The following is a 15,129-nucleotide window of genomic DNA, read 5'->3' as shown; positions in this document are numbered from 1 at the left end:
GGCGCCGGCCCACGCTTGAAGAAGGGTGGAGGCGAGTGATCGAAGGCGGCCACGGGTCAGAAATCGGTGATGCGGGAAACGGCGGCGCAGGCGCGTTGCGGGCGACGACGGGGCACGGGGCACGCGGCCCCGGCCACCGGCGTAAGCTGAGGGGCGAAGAGAAGGGTCGGGGTCGCGGGCAACGCAGCCATCTCGCGCGCAGCAGCGCTTACTCGGAGGCGAAGATGCTGCCGAGCTTGTCCATCTTCTCGAGCGCCAGGCCGGAGCCGCGCGCGACGCAGGTCAGCGGGTCCTCGGCGACGATCACCGGCAGCCCGGTCTCTTCCATCAGCAGACGGTCGAGGTCGCGCAGGCAGGCGCCGCCGCCGGTCAGCACCATACCCTTCTCGGCGATGTCGGCGCCGAGTTCGGGCGGCGTCTTCTCGAGCGCCGACTTGACCGCCGAGACGATGTTGTTGAGCGGCTCGGTCAGCGCCTCGAGGATCTCGTTCGACGAGATCGTGAACTTGCGCGGAATGCCTTCGGCCTTGTTGATGCCTGAGACTTCCATCTCGCGCACCTCGGTGCCGGGGAAGGCCGAGCCGATCGTCTTCTTGATGTTCTCGGCGGTGTTCTCGCCGATCAGCATGCCGTAGTTGCGGCTGATGTAGTTGATGATCGCCTCGTCGAGCTTGTCGCCGCCGACGCGCACCGAACCGGCATAGACCATGCCGCCGAGCGAGATGACACCGACCTCGGTAGTGCCGCCGCCGATGTCGACGACCATCGAGCCGGTGGCGTCGGCCACCGGCAGGCCGGCGCCGATCGCCGCCGCCATCGGCTCCTCGATCAGGAAGACTTGCGAGGCGCCGGCGCCGATCGCCGATTCGCGGATCGCGCGACGCTCGACCTGGGTCGAACCGGAGGGGACGCAGATGATGATGCGCGGGGAGGGCGAGAACAGCCGCGAGTCGTGCACCTTCTTGATGAACTGCTTGAGCATCTGCTCGGTGACGGTGAAGTCGGCGATGACGCCGTCCTTCATCGGGCGGATCACGGTGATCGTTCCCGGCGCCTTGCCGAGCATCTCCTTGGCTTCCTTGCCGACGGCCTGGATCGTTTTCTTGGCGTTGGGGCCGCCCTCGAGGCGGATGGCGACGACCGACGGCTCGTCGAGGACGATGCCCTGGCCGCGCACGTAGATCAGCGTGTTGGCGGTGCCGAGGTCGATCGCCAGATCGTTGGAAAAGTACTTGCTGAGGATGCCGAACATATTATTGGATTTCCGGGAAAAGCCCTGCGTCGCCGGTCGTTCCGGCTGCGGCAGTCAAAGGGTTCATGATACCCTATAAGGCTTGTCAATATAAGACTTTAGGTTGCACCGCCCCCATGTCGCTCACACTCGAACAGGTCCGGCGCGTCGCCCATCTGGCGCGCCTCGACATCAGCGAAACCGAGGCCGAAACGACCCTCGGCCACCTCAACGGCATCTTCACCCTGATCGAGGCGATGCAGGCCGTCGATACCAAGGGCATCGAGCCGATGGCACACGCCCAGGACGTCGCGCAGCGCCTGCGCGACGACCGCGTGACCGAGGAAAACCGCCGCGCCGCCTACCAGGCCGTCGCCCCCGAGACCGAGGCCGGCCTCTACCTGGTGCCGAAGGTGATCGAATGATCGGCTGGACGCTCAAGCAGCTCGGCGCCGCGCTCGCCGGCAAGGACATCTCGTCGGTCGAGCTGACGCAGCTGCACCTCGACCGCATCGCCCGGCTGAACCCGGAAATCAACGCCTTCGTCACCGTCGACGCGGAGAAGAGCCTGGCCCAGGCGCAGGCCGCCGACGCACGCCTCGCCGCCGGCGACGCCGGACCGCTGACCGGCATCCCGATCGCGCAGAAGGACATCTTCTGCGCGCAGGGCTGGCGGACCACCTGCGGCTCGCGGATGCTCGGCAACTTCGTCAGCCCGTACGACGCGACGGTGATCGCGAAATTCGACGCCGCCGGCGCTGTCAACCTGGGTAAGACCAACATGGATGAGTTCGCGATGGGTTCGTCGAACGAAACCTCTTACTTCGGGCCGGTGAAGAACCCGTGGGACACACAACGGGTTCCCGGCGGCTCGTCCGGCGGCTCGGCCGCCGCGGTCGCCGCGTTGATGGCGCCGGCGGCGACCGGCACCGACACCGGCGGCTCGATTCGCCAGCCGGCGGCGCTGTGCAACCTGAGCGGGCTGAAGCCGACCTACGGCGTCGTCAGCCGCTGGGGGATGATCGCCTTCGCCTCGTCGCTCGACCAGGCCGGTCCGATGGCGCGCACCGCCGAGGACTGCGCGCTGATGCTGAACGCGATGGCCGGCTTCGACGACAAGGATTCGACCTCGCTGGAGCGCCCGACGGAGGACTACTGCCGCGATCTGGCAGCGAACGCCGGCGAAAAGCCGCTCTCCGGCCTCAAAATCGGCCTGCCGAAGGAGTTCTTCGGCGACGGCTGCGACGCCGGCGTGATGGCCCGCGTGCAGGACGCGATCGCCGAATACAGGAAGCTCGGCGCCGAGACGGTCGAGGTCTCGCTGCCGAACATGCAGCACGGTGTCGCCGCCTACTACGTGATCGCGCCGGCCGAGGCCAGCTCGAACCTGTCGCGCTACGACGGCGTCCGCTACGGCTACCGCGCGCCCGAGTATGCCGACCTCGACGACATGTATTGCAAGACGCGCGCCCAGGGCTTCGGCGCCGAAGTGAAGCGGCGCATCCTGATCGGCACCTACGTGCTGTCGCACGGCTACTACGACGCCTACTACCTGCAGGCGCAGCGCATCCGCCGGCTGATCGCGCAGGACTTCGTCGACGCCTTCAAGCGCTGCGACGTGATCATGGGCCCGACCAGCCCGTGCACCGCCTTCGGCCTCGGCGAGAAGGCCGCGGACCCGGTGCAGATGTACCTCTCGGACATCTACACGATCGCGGTGAACCTCGCCGGTCTGCCCGGCATGTCGATCCCCTGCGGCTTTGCCGACGGCCTGCCGGTCGGCCTGCAGCTGATCGGCGACTACTTCGCCGAGGCACGCCTGCTCAATGTCGCCCACCGCTACCAGCAGGCGACCGACTGGCACCTGCGGACGCCCGCGGAGTAAGCGCATGCTCGCCCGGCTTTCCGCCCTGGGATTGATCCTGCTGCTGGCTTCCTGTGCGACGCCGGAACCGCCACCGCCGCCGCCGGCCCCGATGCCCGTGCCGCCGCCGCCGAAGGCGGAGAAGCCGCACATCGAATCGCAGCCGCTGAAGCACCTGGCCGGCCGCAACCTGAAGCCGATGCCGATCAAGCCGCTCAGCGTGAAGACGCGTTGCAACTTCCGCGACGAGGTCACCGGCACCCGCGGCCGGCTCGACCTGCAGGTCAAGGAGGACGAGGTCAAGCGCTTCGCCGCCGAGGTCAACATCCCGAAGCACGGCATCTGCCGCTTCGACCTGAAGGACTTCGCGCAGGCCGACAAGAAGCAGCATCCGGTGACGATGACGACGAAGACCGACGGCTGCGCCGTGCGCGTCTGGGAGCAGGGCACGCGCGTCACCGTCGCCTTCAACGAATGCACCGCCAAGTGCCAGGGCAACGCGCACGACTATCTGTGGCCGATCCTGATCGACAGCAAGACCGGCCGCTGCGTATAGAACGAGCTTAGGAACACGCATGAACAACTGGGAAGTGGTGATCGGCATCGAGACGCACGCACAGCTCTCGACCGTCTCGAAGATTTTTTCCGGCGCCTCGACCGCCTTCGGCGCCGCGCCGAACACGCAGGCCTGCGCCGTCGACCTGGCGCTGCCCGGCGTGCTGCCGGTGCTGAACCGCGGCGCCGTCGACTGCGCGATCCGCTTCGGCCTGGCGATCGGCGCCGAGGTCGCCGCAAAGTCGGTGTTCGCGCGCAAGAACTACTTCTACCCGGACCTCCCCAAGGGCTACCAGATCAGCCAGTTCGAGCTGCCGGTGGTGAAGGGCGGCGCGCTCGCGATCCAGGTCGGGCAGGGCGACAAGGTCTACGAGAAGTCGGTGCGGCTGACCCGCGCCCACCTCGAGGAGGATGCCGGCAAGTCGCTGCACGAGGACTTCCACGGCAAGTCGGGGATCGACCTGAACCGCGCCGGCACGCCGCTCCTCGAGATCGTCACCGAGCCGGACCTGCGCTCGGCGGCCGAGGCCGTCGCCTACGCCAAGGCGCTGCACGCGCTGGTGCGCTGGATCGGCATCTGCGACGGCAACATGCAGGAGGGCTCGTTCCGCTGCGACGCCAACGTCTCGGTGCGCCGTCCCGGCGCGCCGCTCGGCACCCGCCGCGAGATCAAGAACCTGAATTCGTTCCGTTTCCTGCAGCAGGCGATCGACTACGAGGTGCAGTGGCAGATCAACGAGATCGAGGAAGGCCGCGCGATCCAGCAGGCGACCGTGCTCTTCGACCCGGACAGCGGCGAGACGCGCGTCATGCGCACCAAGGAGGACGCGCACGACTATCGCTACTTCCCCGACCCCGACCTGCTGCCGCTGGCGATCTCGCGCGACTGGATCGAGCGCACGCGCGCGGCGATGCCCGAACTGCCGGAAGCGAAGAAGCAGCGCTTCGTCGCCGACTACGGCCTGTCGGCCTACGACGCGACGACGCTGACCGCGTCGCTGGAAGTCGCCGACTACTACGAGGCGGCCGTCGCCGCCGCCGGCAAGGCCGCCGCCAAACCCTGCGCCAACTGGGTGATGGGCGATTTGAGTTCGCGGCTCAACAAAGAGGGGTTGGATATTTCGGCGTCTGCAGTTTCAGCCGTCCAACTCGGTGGGCTCACTATGCGCATCGCCGACAACACGATCTCGAACAACATCGCGAAGAAGGTCTTCGACGCACTGTGGACCGGCGAGGGCGCCTCGGCCGACGAGATCATCGAGCGACAGGGGCTGAAGCAGATCACCGACAGCGGCGCGATCGAGGCGCTGATCGACGAGGTGCTCGCCGCCAACGCGGCGATGGTCGCCGAATACAAGGCCGGCAAGGAGAAGGCGTTCAACGCACTGGTCGGGCAGGCGATGAAGGCGACCAAGGGCAAGGCCAACCCGCAGCAGGTCAACGAACTGCTGAAGAAAAAACTGTCCTGAGGCGGTTCCGCCGCAGAAACGAAAACGGCGCCCGACGGCGCCGTTTTTTTGTGATCGCTACTGGCGCACGCGCACCCGCTTCAGTTCCTGGTAGCGGCGCTTGTCCTCGTCGTACTTGGCCTTGATCGCCTCAAGATCCTTCTTCTTCGCGGCGATCAGGTCCTGCTGCGCCTGGATCTCGAAATCGGCGTCCTTCAGCCCCTTCTCGACTTCCGGCGGCAACGTCCTCTTCTTGTAGAACTCGGCTTCGTTCTCGAACTTCTTGCGCCGCTTCTGCGCCTCGGCGATCTTCGCCTCGGCCGCCTTGACGCCGGCCATCGTGTCCGACTCGGCACGCTGCCGCATCAGGTCGATGTCGGCCTCGCTGCCGTAGGTCTGCAGCAGCGCCGCGTCGAGCCGGCGCTGCTCCTTCGCCGCCTCCTCGGCCTCCTTCTTCTTGCGCTCCTCGGCGGCGCGCAGCGCGCGCTGCTCGGGCGTCAGCGGCGCCTCGACCTGGCGCACGACGGCGCCGTTGGGACCGATCTCGCGGTAGGCGCGGCCGACGCAGGCCGCCGGCAGCAGGTCGCCGCACACCTGCTTGCCGCGCTCGTCGTTGCAGCACAGGATGTTCGCCACCGCCGCCGCCGGCAGGCTCGCGGCCGCAGCCGCCAGCAGCAGCGCCAGCCTAGCCGCGCGCAACGCCGTACTCCCGGCGGTAGGCGGCAACCGCCGCCGCGTTGGCCTGCAAGTCGGCACGGCCGCCGAGGAAGGCGAGCAGGTCCTCCAGCGTCGCCACCGCCACCACCGGAATGCCATAGTCGCGTTCGACCTCCTGCACCGCCGACAGCGCACCGGTGCCGCGCTCCATGCGGTCGAGCGCGATGACGACGCCGCAGGGCGTGGCGCCGGCGGCGCGGATCATGTCCACCGACTCGCGCACCGAGGTGCCGGCCGAGATCACGTCGTCGACGATCAGCACGCGCCCGGCGAGCGGCGCACCGACCAGCGTGCCGCCTTCGCCGTGGTCCTTGGCCTCCTTGCGGTTGTAGGCGTAGGGCAGGTTCCGCCCCTGCTGCGCGAGCGCCATCGCGGTCGCCGCGACCAGCGGGATGCCCTTGTAGGCCGGCCCGAACAGCACGTCGATCTGCAGACCGCTGGCGACGATCGCCTTCGCGTAGAATTGCGCCAGCCGGTCGAGCGAGGCGCCGTCGTTGAACAGCCCGGCGTTGAAGAAGTAGGGCGAGAGCCGGCCCGCCTTGGTCTTGAACTCGCCGAAGCGCAGCACGTTCTGGCCGACGGCGAACTCGATGAATTCCTGACGAAAGTCCATTAGCAATCTTCTGAAGTCCGTGCGCCGTGCGCACGGCGCGAGACGCCCATGTTACGCATCATCACCCTGAATCTCAACGGCATCCGCTCGGCGTGGAACAAGGGCCTGCTGCCCTGGCTCGAGGCGCAGAACGCCGACATCGTCTGCCTGCAGGAGATCAAGGCGCAGGACGCCGACCTCAGCGCCGAGATGCGAGCGCCCGACGGCCTCAACGCCTATTACCACTGCGCCGAAAAGAAGGGCTACAGCGGCGTCGGCCTGTGGTGCCGGCAGAACCCCGACCGCGTCGTCGAGGGCCTCGGCCACGGCGAGTTCGACGCCGAGGGCCGCTTCATCCGCGCCGACTTCGGCCGGCTGTCGGTGGTCTCGCTCTACCTGCCGTCGGGTTCCAGCTCGCCGGAGCGGCAGGAGGCCAAGTTCCGCTTCATGGACTACTTCCTGCCGCTGCTCGCCGGGATGGCGCAGGAGGGGCGCGACGTCGTCGTCTGCGGCGACTGGAACATCGCGCACCGGGAAATCGACCTGAAGAACTGGAAGTCGAACCAGAAGAACTCCGGCTTCCTGCCCGAGGAGCGCGCCTGGATGAGCCGCGTGCTCGGCGAGACGGGCTGGGTCGACACCTACCGGCAGCTGCATCCCGAAGCCACCGACGACTGCTACACCTGGTGGTCGAACCGCGGCCAGGCCTGGGCGAAGAACGTCGGCTGGCGCCTCGACTACCAGCTGGCGACGCCGGGCCTCGCCGCCACCGCGCGCCACGCGGCGGTCTACAAGGCGCAGCGCTTCAGCGACCATGCGCCGCTGACGATCGACTACGCGTATGCAACTTGATTGCCTAACGCTACCCGACGCGCTACGCTGTTTACGGCAGAACCTATCCTCCAAGAACACCCTCAAGAAAAGGAAGCATCATGGCTGACACTACCGACATCGCGAACGTTTCCAAGGACAAGCTGGTCTCCGACATGAGGATCGTCGTCGCCGACGCCGAGGAGATCCTGCGCGCCACCGCCAACCAGGCGGGCGAGAAGGTCGGCGAACTGCGCGAGCGCATCACCGAGCGCCTGCGCGACGCCAAGGTCCGCCTGCAGGACGCGGAAGCGGCGATCGCCGACCGCACCAAGGCGGCCGCCCGCGCCACCGACGATTTCGTGCACGAGCATCCGTGGCAGGCGGTCGGCGTCGCCGCCGCGGTCGGCCTCGCGCTGGGCGTGCTGATCGGCCGCCGCTAAGCCGCGCCCGATGAGTTCCACCCCGGGCAGCGGAGAGGCCGGCGGCCTCTTCGCCGCCTTGCGCACGAGCGCCGTGACGCTGGTCGCCACGGCGCGCACCCGCATTGAACTGGCCGGCAACGAGCTCGCCGGCGAACGCATCCGCCTCGTCCGCCTGCTCGTGCTGGGCATCGCTGCGCTGTTCTGCGTCGGCGTCGGCATCCTGCTGCTGGTCGGGCTCGTCGTCGCACTCGCCTGGGAACAGCGGGTTCTCGTCCTCGGCGGCTTCGCCGCCGCCTTCCTGATCGCCGGCGGCCTGCTCTTCGCCGCGATGCAGCGCGCCAACGACCGCCACCAGGTGTTCGCCGCGACCCTCGCCGAGCTCGAGGAAGACCTCCGCCAGCTGCGCGCCGCCACCGGCCATGGAAAAAAAGCTGATTGAACTGAGCCTGCAGCGCGGCCGCCTGCAGGAACGGATCGCCGCGCAGCGGGCAACGCTGGCGGTGCAACTGCGGCCGCTCGCCGACGCGCTGCAGACCGCCGACCGCGGGCTGGCGGCAGCGCGCCGCGGCGTCGATTACGTCAAGCGACACCCCGGGCAGGTCGGCGTCGCCGTCGCGCTGCTCGCCCTGCTGCGCCCGAAGGGCGTCTGGCGCTGGGGACGCCGTGCCTTCGTCGCCTGGCGCCTATGGAAGACGGCCCGCAGCAAGCTCGCCGCCGCCGGCATCGCCGTTTCCCGTCCGGCCGCATGAGCCGGCCGTCCGACCCGCGGGAACCCCTCGGCCCCGCCGTCGGCCGCTTCCTGTCGGCGCAGAAGCGCGAGGCCCGGCATGTCCTCGGCGAGCTGCTGGCGATGCGCGGACTGATGCCGCTGCTGATGAAGCCGCGCAACGGCGGCCACTGGACCGCCGCCGAGAAGACCGAGCTGCTGTCGCAGCTGCGCCGCCTGTCGCGGATCTCACCCTACCTGCTGTTCCTGCTGCTGCCGGGGTCGGCGCTGCTGCTGCCGCTCTACGCCTGGTGGCTGGACCGCCGGCGCCGGCCGCGCGCGGGCGAAACGGCGCCCGCCTCAGTCCCAGATTCCCAGCGCCCGTAGCTGTTTTTCCGCCGCCTCGGCCCAGCCGCGGTTCGCCGCCGGGCTGGCCGGGCTGGGATGCAGCACGCGGCCGATGCGCACGCCCGTCCCGGCCAGCGCCTCGGCCGCGCGCGCCTCGGCGAAGCCGCCGACGCCGATCAGCCATTTCGGCTCGAGCGCTTCGACCAGCGCGCGCAGGTGCGCGTCGCAGGCCGCCTCCAGCGGCACCGTCTCGGCCGCCGGCAGCTTGTCCGGCGTCAGGTTGCGACCGTGGTCGAAGAAGGCCAGCGGGCAATAGTTGGCGACGAAGTGCTCGGCGAAGAACGCCTCGGCACGCCCGAAGCGCTGTGCGAACAGGCCCCACAGGCGGCGACCGCTGACCTCCGAGCGGGCGCAGGCGAAACCCTCGATCGGCCGCTTCGGATTCTCCGCCGCCGGCTTGTCCACCGCCGCCGCGATCCCCATCCAGTCGCGCACCGCGTCGATCTCGCCGAACGGTACGCCGGTCTGCACCATGCCGAACGGCCCCGGATTCATGCCGAGGAAGACGACGCGCTTGCGGCTCGCCCCGTAGCGCGACAGGTATTGCTCGTGCGGCGCCCAGGCGTAGTCGAGCGGGTTGTAGACGTGGCTCACCGGCGGCGCGAAGCGCATCGGCGCGAGCGCCGCCGAGAGTTCGCGGGCGGCGGCGATCAGCCGGCCGGCGCGGGTTTCGTTTTCTTGGGTTCGTTCCATGGCGCGACCTTGAAGAGAAGCAGCATGCCCGGCACCGCGAGCACGAAGCAGAGCAGGAAGAAGTCGACCCAGCCGAGCTGCTCGACCAGCCAGCCGGCGGAGGCGTTGATGAAGGTGCGCGGCACCGCGGCGAGGCTGGTGAACAGCGCGAACTGCGTCGCCGTGTAGGCCGGGTGCGTGCTGCGCGCGATGAAGGCGACGAAAGCGGCAGTACCGAGGCCGACGCCGAAGGCCTCGGTGCCGATCACCAGCGCCAGCGCCAGCAGCCGCTCCGGCGTCGCCGGCGCGCTGCCGGCGCCGGCCAGCCACGCGAAGCCGAGGATGGCGACCATCTGCACGACACCGAACACCCACAGCGAGCGGTTGATGCCGAGGCGCACCATCCACAGCCCGCCGACCAGGCCGCCGAACACCGACGGCCACAGCCCGGCGTTCTTCGCGACCAGGCCGATCTCGGTCTTGGTGTAGCCCATCTCCAGGTAGAAGGGCGTCGCCAGCGCGGTGCACAGCGAGTCGCCGAGCTTGTAGAGGAAGATGAAGCCGAGCACCAGCAGCGCGCCGGAGAGCCCCGAGCGGCCCATGAACTCACGGAACGGCGCGACCACCGCTTCCGTCAGCGTGCGCGGCGCCGGCGCGCGCCCCGGCTCCCTGACCAGCAGCGTCATCACCAGGCCGGGAAGCATGAACAGCGCGGTGATGACGAATACCTCGAACCACGGCAGGCGGTCGGCCAGCCACAGCGACAGCGAGCCGGGGATCAGGCCGGCGACCTTGTAGGCATTCACATGCACCGAGTTGCCGAGGCCCAGCTCCGCGTCGGCCAGCAGTTCGCGGCGGAAGGCGTCGAGCGCGATGTCGAGCGTTGCCGAGAGCACCGCGATGACGCAGGCGATCGCCGCGATCGTGGCCAGCGATTCCTGCGGCGACAGCGAGCCGAGCCAGGCGATCGCCGCCACCAGCGCGACGTGCGCCACCGCCATCCAGCTGCGCCGGCGGCCGAGCCAGGGCAACGCGTAGCGGTCCATCAGCGGCGACCACAGGAACTTCCAGGTGTAGGGAAACTGGATCAGCGCGAAGAGGCCGATTTCCTTGAGGCTGATCCCTTCGGTCTTCAGCCACGCCGGCAGCAGGTTGAGCAGCAGGAACAGCGGCAGCCCGGAGGAAAAACCGGTGAACACGCAGATCAGCATGCGGCGGGTGAGCAGCGGGGCGAGCCAGGCGGGCATCGAGGGCGGGCGGGGTTTCGGCGAAGGCGACATCTTACCTTGCCGGCATCGGCGGCGGCGGGCATGATCCGGCGAACGACGACAAGGAGGAGAGGCGACATGGGCGAAGCCAAGGCCTGCGTGATCGGTCATATCACGGTGAAGGATGCGGCGCAGTGGGCAGAATACCGCCGCCGCGTCCCCGACACGCTCGCCCCCTGGGGCGCACAGCTGCTGCTGCGCGGCGACAAGGCGGCGGTGCTCGGCGGCAGCCACCGCCACCAGGCGACGGTGGTGATCCTCTTTCCCGACCTCGACGCGGTAAGCGGCTGGCACGCGTCGCCCGCCTACCAGGCACTGATCCCGCTGCGCGAACGGGCGGCCGAGGTCGACCTGATCAGCTACGCGATCTGAGCGATGGGGATCGTCCGCCTACTCGTGCTCGCCGGCATCGTCGGCGGCGGCTGGCACTACTGGAACAAGCAGCAGACGACGGCAGCCGAGGCGGCGGCGATCAGCCCGGCCGGTTTCGTCGCCGCAGTCGCCCCGGACGGCGCCCGCGCCGGCGAAGTGCTGGTGATCGCGCCGGAGAACTGCCCGAGCGACGCCGCGCGCCGCGCCGACGACCTCGCTGCCGATCTGGTGCGGCACCGCGTCGCGGTGCGCCGCTCGCATTCGCTGAATTTCTCGATCGAAAACGGCGACGACGCCGTCGCCCGGCGCCTGCAGCAAGTGCTGCACGGCGAGCTGCCGATCGTCTTCGTCGGCAACCGCGGCAAGGCCAACCCGACGTTGGCGGAAGTGCTCGCCGAGTATCGGCGCTGATCCGCCGCTAGCCGCGGCCGAGCCGGTAGAGGGCGACGTCGGCGTTGAGGTTGGGGTCGTCGACGACCGCGCGGCCTTCGTCGAAGAACAGGCCCTCGCGCACCTCGATGCCGTTGTCGGTACACAGCGCCTCGAAGTCGGCGATGGTGAAGAAGCGCACGTTGGGCGAGTCGTACCACTGGTAGGGCAGCGCTTCCGAGACCGGCATGCGGCCCTTGGCGATCGCCTCGCGGTGGCTGCGGTGGCCGAAGTTGGGGAAGGAGACGACGGCCTCGTGGCCGACGCGCAGCATCTCCTGCACCAGCGGCACCGTGTGGCGCACGGTCTGCAGCGACAGCGACATGATGACGTGGTCGAAGGCGTCGTCGTCGACGCCGGCGAGCCCCTTCTCGAGGTCGAACTGCAGCACGTTCACGCCGTTCCTGATCGCCGCCAGCACGTTCTCCGGCGCATTGTCGACGCCGTAGCCGCGGATACCCTTCTCGGCCGTCAGGAATTTCAGCAGCGAGCCGTCGCCGCAACCGAGGTCGAGCACGCGCTCGCCGGGCGCGATCCAGCGCGCGATCACGTCGAAGTCGAAGCGGCCGAAGATTTCCGTCATGTCTCGATCCTGTCGAGGTAGGCGCCGACCACGGCATGGTAGTGCGCGTCGTCGAGCAGGAAGGAATCGTGACCGGCACTGCAGTCGATCTCGGCGTACGACACGTCGCGGCCGTTGTGCATCAGCGCGTAGACGATCTCGCGGCTGCGCTCCGGTGCGAAGCGCCAGTCGGTGGTGAAGCTGGCGACGAAGAAGCTCGCCTTCGCCCGCGCCAGCGCCGCCTGCAGGTCGCCGCCGTAGTCGCGCGCCGGATCGAAGTAGTCGAGCGCCTTGGTCGTGATCAGGTAGGTGTTGGCGTCGAAGTAGGTGGTGAACTTGTCGCCCTGGTAGCGCAGGTAGGACTCGATCTGGAAGTCGGTGTCGTAGCCGTACGAGAGCGTGCCGTTCTTCAGCTCGCGGCCGAATTTCTCGGCCATCTGGTCGTCCGAGAGGTAGGTGATGTGGCCGACCATGCGCGCCAGCCGCAGCCCGCGCACCGGCACCGTGCCGTGCGCGTAGTAGTGGCCGCCGTGGAAGTCGGGATCGCTGAGGATCGCCTGCCGCGCCAGCTCGTTGAAGGCGATGTTCTGCGCCGAGAGCTTCGGCGCCGAGGCGATCACCAGCGCGTGGCGGATGCGGTCGGGGAACTGCAGCGTCCATTCCAGCGCCTGCATGCCGCCGAGCGAGCCGCCGATCACTGCCGCCCAGCAGCCGATGCCGAGGTGGTCGGCCAGCCGCGCCTGCACGGCGACCCAGTCCTCGACGGTGACCACCGGGAAGTCGGCGCCGTAGGGCTGGCCGGTCGCCGGGTTGATGCTCATCGGCCCGGTCGAGCCGTAGCAGCCGCCGAGGTTGTTCACGCCGACGACGAAGAAGCGGTTGGTATCGAGCGGCTTGCCCGGGCCGACCAGGTTGTCCCACCAGCCGACGCTGTTCGGCTGGCCGGCATAGACGCCGGCGACGTGGTGGCTGCCGGACAGCGCATGGCAGACGAGGACGGCGTTGCTGCCCTCGGCGTTGAGTTCGCCGTAGGTCTCGTAGACCAGTTCGAAGCCGGGCAGGGTGGTCCCGCCCCGGAGCGCGATCGGGGCGTCGAAGGCGACACGCTGCGGCGTCACGACACCAACGGAATTCATTTGCTGCCCACCTGAAAAGTCGTTCCCGGAAAACAAAAAACCCAGTCGGCTGGCTGGCGCGGACTGGGTTGCCCTCGCTTTAGCCGCATTTGTTAAGCGCCCGCAAGCTGATTCGTTCAAATCGGCGCTGTAGGCCGGCAGTTAACCGCAGCCGGCGGCGATTGTCAATTCAGGCACCCACCGCGACGTTGCCGTTCAGCCGCTCGAGCTGCTCGCGGATCTTCGCCGGCTCCTCGAGGCGCAGGATCCGCCGCACCTGCGGCGCCAGCTCGCCGATGTTGGCCTTCAGCACGCGGCTCTTGACCTCGAGGATCTGCGCCGGATGCATCGAGAAGCTGCGCAGCCCCATGCCCAGCAGCAGGCGGGTCAACGCCGGATCGCCGGCCAGCTCGCCGCAGACCGAGACCGGGATGCCGGCCTTCTCGCCGCTGTGCAGCGTGTGCGCGATCAGCATCAGCACCGCCGGGTGCAGCGGGTCGTACAGCGGCGCCACCTGCTCGTCGGTGCGGTCGATCGCCAGCGTGTACTGGATCAGGTCGTTGGTGCCGATGGAGAGGAAATCGAGGCGGCGCAGGAACATGCCGATCGCCAGCGCGGCGGCCGGGATCTCGATCATGCCGCCGATCTCGATGCTGGCGTCGAAGCCGATGCGGTCGCCGCGCAGGCTCGACTTCGCCTGCTCGACCGCGGCCAGCGTCGCGTCGATCTCGTGCGCGTGCGCGAGCATCGGGATCAGCAGCCGGACCTTGCCGTACTTGGAGGCGCGCAGGATCGCGCGCAGCTGCGTCTGGAACATCTTCGGCTCGGCCAACGAAACGCGGATCGCGCGCAGGCCGAGCGCCGGGTTGGTCTTGACGCGGTCGCCGAGCGTGCCTTCCGGGTTGAGGTCCTTGTCGGCGCCGAGGTCGAAGCTGCGGATCGTCACCGGCCGCCCGTCCATGCCCTTGACCACCTTGCGGTAGGCCTCGAACTGCTCGTCTTCGGACGGCAGCTCGCCGCGGTCGAGGAACAGGAACTCGGTACGGAACAGGCCGACCCCTTCGGCACCGCCGTCGAGCGCCGCCGGCACGTCGGACGGCAGCTCGATGTTCGCCTGCAGGCTGATCTCGACGCCGTCGAGGGTGGTCGCCTTCGCCGTCTTCAGCCGGCGCAGCTTCGAGCGCTCGATTTCCAGCTCGCTCTTGCGGAACTGGTATTCCTCGAGCACGCGCGGATCGGGATTGACGATGATCACGCCGCGCGTGCCGTCGACGATCAGCTGTTCCTTGTCGCGGATCAGCTGGCGCGCGTTGTGCAGGCCGAGCACCGCCGGCACCGCCAGGCTGCGGGCGAGGATCGCGGTATGCGAGGTGGCGCCGCCGACGTCGGTGATGAACGAGGCGAAGCGGTGTTCCTTGAAGGCGATGACGTCGGCCGGCGACAGGTCGTGGGCGACGACGATCAGGTTCTCTTCCTTGACGCTCTTCGCCGCGCGCAGCGCGGCGCGGCCGGGATGGCCGGCGAGCTCCTTGATCACCCGCTCGACCACCTGGCGCACGTCGTGGCTGCGCTCGCGCAGGTAGGGGTCCTCGAACTCGTCGAACTGCGTGACCAGGTGCTCCATCTGCTGCACCAGCGCCCACTCGGCGTTGCAGCGGCGCTCGCGGATCAGGATGCGCGGCACCTCGCACAACTCGGGGTCGTCGAGGATCATCCGGTGCAGGTCGAGGAAGGCGCCGAACTCGGCCGGCGCATGCTCGGTGCTTTCGCGCATCGCGGCGAGCTCGTCGCGCACCTTCTGCAGCGCCGCGTCGAAGCGCGCCAGCTCCTTGTCCAGCATGCGCGGCGACAGCGTCAGGTGCGACACCTCCAGCGTCGCATACGACATCAGGTGGGCGACGCCGATGGCGATGCCGCCGGAGACGCCGAGGCCGTGCAGCGTGAAACTCACGCGC

Annotated in this window: 19 protein-coding genes; 11 read left to right on the top strand and 8 right to left on the bottom strand. The window is 68.8% G+C overall.

Annotation, left to right across the window (positions count from 1 at the left end):
• Nucleotides 1-208: 208 nt before the first annotated feature.
• Nucleotides 209-1,252: a rod shape-determining protein gene (locus IWH25_RS03785; protein WP_203388027.1), complete on the bottom strand. Its 1,044-nt coding sequence runs from the start codon at nt 1,250-1,252 to the stop codon at nt 209-211.
• 116 nt (nt 1,253-1,368) lie between these two features.
• Between IWH25_RS03785 and gatC the strand changes: the two genes are divergently transcribed.
• Genes gatC through gatB form a run of 4 tightly spaced genes read left to right on the top strand, consistent with a single transcriptional unit; the run spans nt 1,369 to nt 5,119 of the window.
• Entirely contained in the window at nt 1,369-1,656 is a 288-nt protein-coding gene (gene gatC / locus IWH25_RS03780) for an Asp-tRNA(Asn)/Glu-tRNA(Gln) amidotransferase subunit GatC (RefSeq protein WP_203388026.1), read from the top strand.
• Nucleotides 1,653-3,116 carry an Asp-tRNA(Asn)/Glu-tRNA(Gln) amidotransferase subunit GatA gene (gene gatA, locus IWH25_RS03775; RefSeq protein WP_203388025.1) on the top strand — a complete coding sequence of 488 codons (1,464 nt, stop codon included), beginning with the start codon at nt 1,653-1,655 and terminating at the stop codon, nt 3,114-3,116. The genes gatC and gatA overlap by 4 nt, the downstream gene beginning before the upstream one ends.
• A 4-nt stretch (nt 3,117-3,120) precedes the next feature.
• Nucleotides 3,121-3,651 (top strand): hypothetical protein, encoded by a 531-nt coding sequence (locus IWH25_RS03770; protein WP_203388024.1) that lies wholly within the window; start codon nt 3,121-3,123, stop codon nt 3,649-3,651.
• 19 nt (nt 3,652-3,670) lie between these two features.
• Complete coding sequence (gatB, locus tag IWH25_RS03765) at nt 3,671-5,119, top strand: Asp-tRNA(Asn)/Glu-tRNA(Gln) amidotransferase subunit GatB (RefSeq protein WP_203388023.1); 1,449 nt, start codon at nt 3,671-3,673, stop codon at nt 5,117-5,119.
• Nucleotides 5,120-5,176: 57 nt separating this feature from the next.
• Here gatB and IWH25_RS03760 read toward each other — a convergent pair whose 3' ends face one another.
• Nucleotides 5,177-5,797 carry a hypothetical protein gene (locus tag IWH25_RS03760; RefSeq protein ID WP_203388022.1) on the bottom strand — a complete coding sequence of 207 codons (621 nt, stop codon included), beginning with the start codon at nt 5,795-5,797 and terminating at the stop codon, nt 5,177-5,179.
• A complete protein-coding gene (gene pyrE, locus IWH25_RS03755; RefSeq protein ID WP_203388021.1) occupies nt 5,784-6,428 on the bottom strand; it encodes an orotate phosphoribosyltransferase in 645 nt (214 codons plus the stop codon). The genes IWH25_RS03760 and pyrE overlap by 14 nt, the downstream gene beginning before the upstream one ends.
• Before the next feature lie 48 nt (nt 6,429-6,476).
• On the opposite strand from pyrE, the gene IWH25_RS03750 reads away from it, so the two are divergent.
• The 5 genes from IWH25_RS03750 to IWH25_RS03730 all read left to right on the top strand — a co-directional run bounded on the left by IWH25_RS03750 (nt 6,477) and on the right by IWH25_RS03730 (nt 8,735).
• A complete protein-coding gene (locus IWH25_RS03750) occupies nt 6,477-7,259 on the top strand; it encodes an exodeoxyribonuclease III (RefSeq protein WP_203388020.1) in 783 nt (260 codons plus the stop codon).
• A gap of 80 nt (nt 7,260-7,339) precedes the next feature.
• On the top strand, nt 7,340-7,660 hold the full coding sequence (locus IWH25_RS03745) for an ElaB/YgaM/YqjD family protein (RefSeq protein WP_203388019.1): 321 nt from the start codon (nt 7,340-7,342) through the stop codon (nt 7,658-7,660).
• Between the two features lie 10 nt (nt 7,661-7,670).
• Nucleotides 7,671-8,081, top strand: a complete 411-nt coding sequence (locus IWH25_RS03740) for a phage holin family protein (protein ID WP_203388018.1) — start codon at nt 7,671-7,673, stop codon at nt 8,079-8,081.
• A complete protein-coding gene (locus tag IWH25_RS03735; RefSeq protein ID WP_203388017.1) occupies nt 8,062-8,391 on the top strand; it encodes a YqjK-like family protein in 330 nt (109 codons plus the stop codon). The genes IWH25_RS03740 and IWH25_RS03735 overlap by 20 nt, the downstream gene beginning before the upstream one ends.
• Entirely contained in the window at nt 8,388-8,735 is a 348-nt protein-coding gene (locus IWH25_RS03730) for a hypothetical protein (protein ID WP_203388016.1), read from the top strand. Before IWH25_RS03735 ends, IWH25_RS03730 begins: the two co-directional genes overlap by 4 nt.
• Here IWH25_RS03730 and IWH25_RS03725 read toward each other — a convergent pair.
• On the bottom strand, nt 8,709-9,449 hold the full coding sequence (locus IWH25_RS03725; RefSeq protein ID WP_203388015.1) for a uracil-DNA glycosylase family protein: 741 nt from the start codon (nt 9,447-9,449) through the stop codon (nt 8,709-8,711). The genes IWH25_RS03730 and IWH25_RS03725 overlap by 27 nt on opposite strands.
• Entirely contained in the window at nt 9,407-10,675 is a 1,269-nt protein-coding gene (locus tag IWH25_RS03720; RefSeq protein WP_238998992.1) for an AmpG family muropeptide MFS transporter, read from the bottom strand. Before IWH25_RS03720 ends, IWH25_RS03725 begins: the two co-directional genes overlap by 43 nt.
• Before the next feature lie 99 nt (nt 10,676-10,774).
• On the opposite strand from IWH25_RS03720, the gene IWH25_RS03715 reads away from it, so the two are divergent.
• Nucleotides 10,775-11,068 (top strand): DUF1330 domain-containing protein, encoded by a 294-nt coding sequence (locus tag IWH25_RS03715; RefSeq protein ID WP_203388014.1) that lies wholly within the window; start codon nt 10,775-10,777, stop codon nt 11,066-11,068.
• Nucleotides 11,069-11,071: 3 nt separating this feature from the next.
• Nucleotides 11,072-11,479: a hypothetical protein gene (locus IWH25_RS03710; RefSeq protein WP_203388013.1), complete on the top strand. Its 408-nt coding sequence runs from the start codon at nt 11,072-11,074 to the stop codon at nt 11,477-11,479.
• 7 nt (nt 11,480-11,486) lie between these two features.
• Here the strand turns inward: IWH25_RS03710 and metW are convergent, their stop codons facing one another.
• From metW to ptsP, 3 genes are all read right to left on the bottom strand, one after another.
• Nucleotides 11,487-12,080, bottom strand: a complete 594-nt coding sequence (metW, locus tag IWH25_RS03705) for a methionine biosynthesis protein MetW (RefSeq protein ID WP_203388012.1) — start codon at nt 12,078-12,080, stop codon at nt 11,487-11,489.
• On the bottom strand, nt 12,077-13,195 hold the full coding sequence (metX, locus tag IWH25_RS03700; RefSeq protein ID WP_203388011.1) for a homoserine O-succinyltransferase MetX: 1,119 nt from the start codon (nt 13,193-13,195) through the stop codon (nt 12,077-12,079). Before metX ends, metW begins: the two co-directional genes overlap by 4 nt.
• 169 nt (nt 13,196-13,364) lie before the next feature.
• Nucleotides 13,365-15,125, bottom strand: coding sequence for a phosphoenolpyruvate--protein phosphotransferase (ptsP, locus tag IWH25_RS03695; protein ID WP_203388010.1), 1,761 nt, complete (start codon nt 15,123-15,125; stop codon nt 13,365-13,367).
• Between the last annotated feature and the right edge of the window lie 4 nt (nt 15,126-15,129).

The sequence above is a fragment of the Azospira restricta genome, from assembly GCF_016858125.1.
GTDB lineage: Bacteria > Pseudomonadota > Gammaproteobacteria > Burkholderiales > Rhodocyclaceae > Proximibacter > Proximibacter restrictus.
This window is presented reverse-complemented; position numbering and strand designations above follow the sequence as displayed.

Coding starts and splice junctions, on each gene's coding strand:
- pyrE (WP_203388021.1), bottom strand. CDS start 6,428: ATGGACTTTCGTCAGGAATTCATCGAGTTCGCCGTCGGCCAGAACGTG.
- gatA (WP_203388025.1), top strand. CDS start 1,653: ATGATCGGCTGGACGCTCAAGCAGCTCGGCGCCGCGCTCGCCGGCAAG.
- IWH25_RS03740 (WP_203388018.1), top strand. CDS start 7,671: ATGAGTTCCACCCCGGGCAGCGGAGAGGCCGGCGGCCTCTTCGCCGCC.
- IWH25_RS03715 (WP_203388014.1), top strand. CDS start 10,775: ATGGGCGAAGCCAAGGCCTGCGTGATCGGTCATATCACGGTGAAGGAT.
- gatB (WP_203388023.1), top strand. CDS start 3,671: ATGAACAACTGGGAAGTGGTGATCGGCATCGAGACGCACGCACAGCTC.
- IWH25_RS03770 (WP_203388024.1), top strand. CDS start 3,121: ATGCTCGCCCGGCTTTCCGCCCTGGGATTGATCCTGCTGCTGGCTTCC.
- IWH25_RS03745 (WP_203388019.1), top strand. CDS start 7,340: ATGGCTGACACTACCGACATCGCGAACGTTTCCAAGGACAAGCTGGTC.
- metX (WP_203388011.1), bottom strand. CDS start 13,195: ATGAATTCCGTTGGTGTCGTGACGCCGCAGCGTGTCGCCTTCGACGCC.
- metW (WP_203388012.1), bottom strand. CDS start 12,080: ATGACGGAAATCTTCGGCCGCTTCGACTTCGACGTGATCGCGCGCTGG.
- IWH25_RS03750 (WP_203388020.1), top strand. CDS start 6,477: ATGTTACGCATCATCACCCTGAATCTCAACGGCATCCGCTCGGCGTGG.
- IWH25_RS03720 (WP_238998992.1), bottom strand. CDS start 10,675: ATGCCCGCCTGGCTCGCCCCGCTGCTCACCCGCCGCATGCTGATCTGC.
- IWH25_RS03785 (WP_203388027.1), bottom strand. CDS start 1,252: ATGTTCGGCATCCTCAGCAAGTACTTTTCCAACGATCTGGCGATCGAC.
- IWH25_RS03710 (WP_203388013.1), top strand. CDS start 11,072: ATGGGGATCGTCCGCCTACTCGTGCTCGCCGGCATCGTCGGCGGCGGC.
- IWH25_RS03730 (WP_203388016.1), top strand. CDS start 8,388: ATGAGCCGGCCGTCCGACCCGCGGGAACCCCTCGGCCCCGCCGTCGGC.
- IWH25_RS03735 (WP_203388017.1), top strand. CDS start 8,062: ATGGAAAAAAAGCTGATTGAACTGAGCCTGCAGCGCGGCCGCCTGCAG.
- gatC (WP_203388026.1), top strand. CDS start 1,369: ATGTCGCTCACACTCGAACAGGTCCGGCGCGTCGCCCATCTGGCGCGC.
- IWH25_RS03725 (WP_203388015.1), bottom strand. CDS start 9,449: ATGGAACGAACCCAAGAAAACGAAACCCGCGCCGGCCGGCTGATCGCC.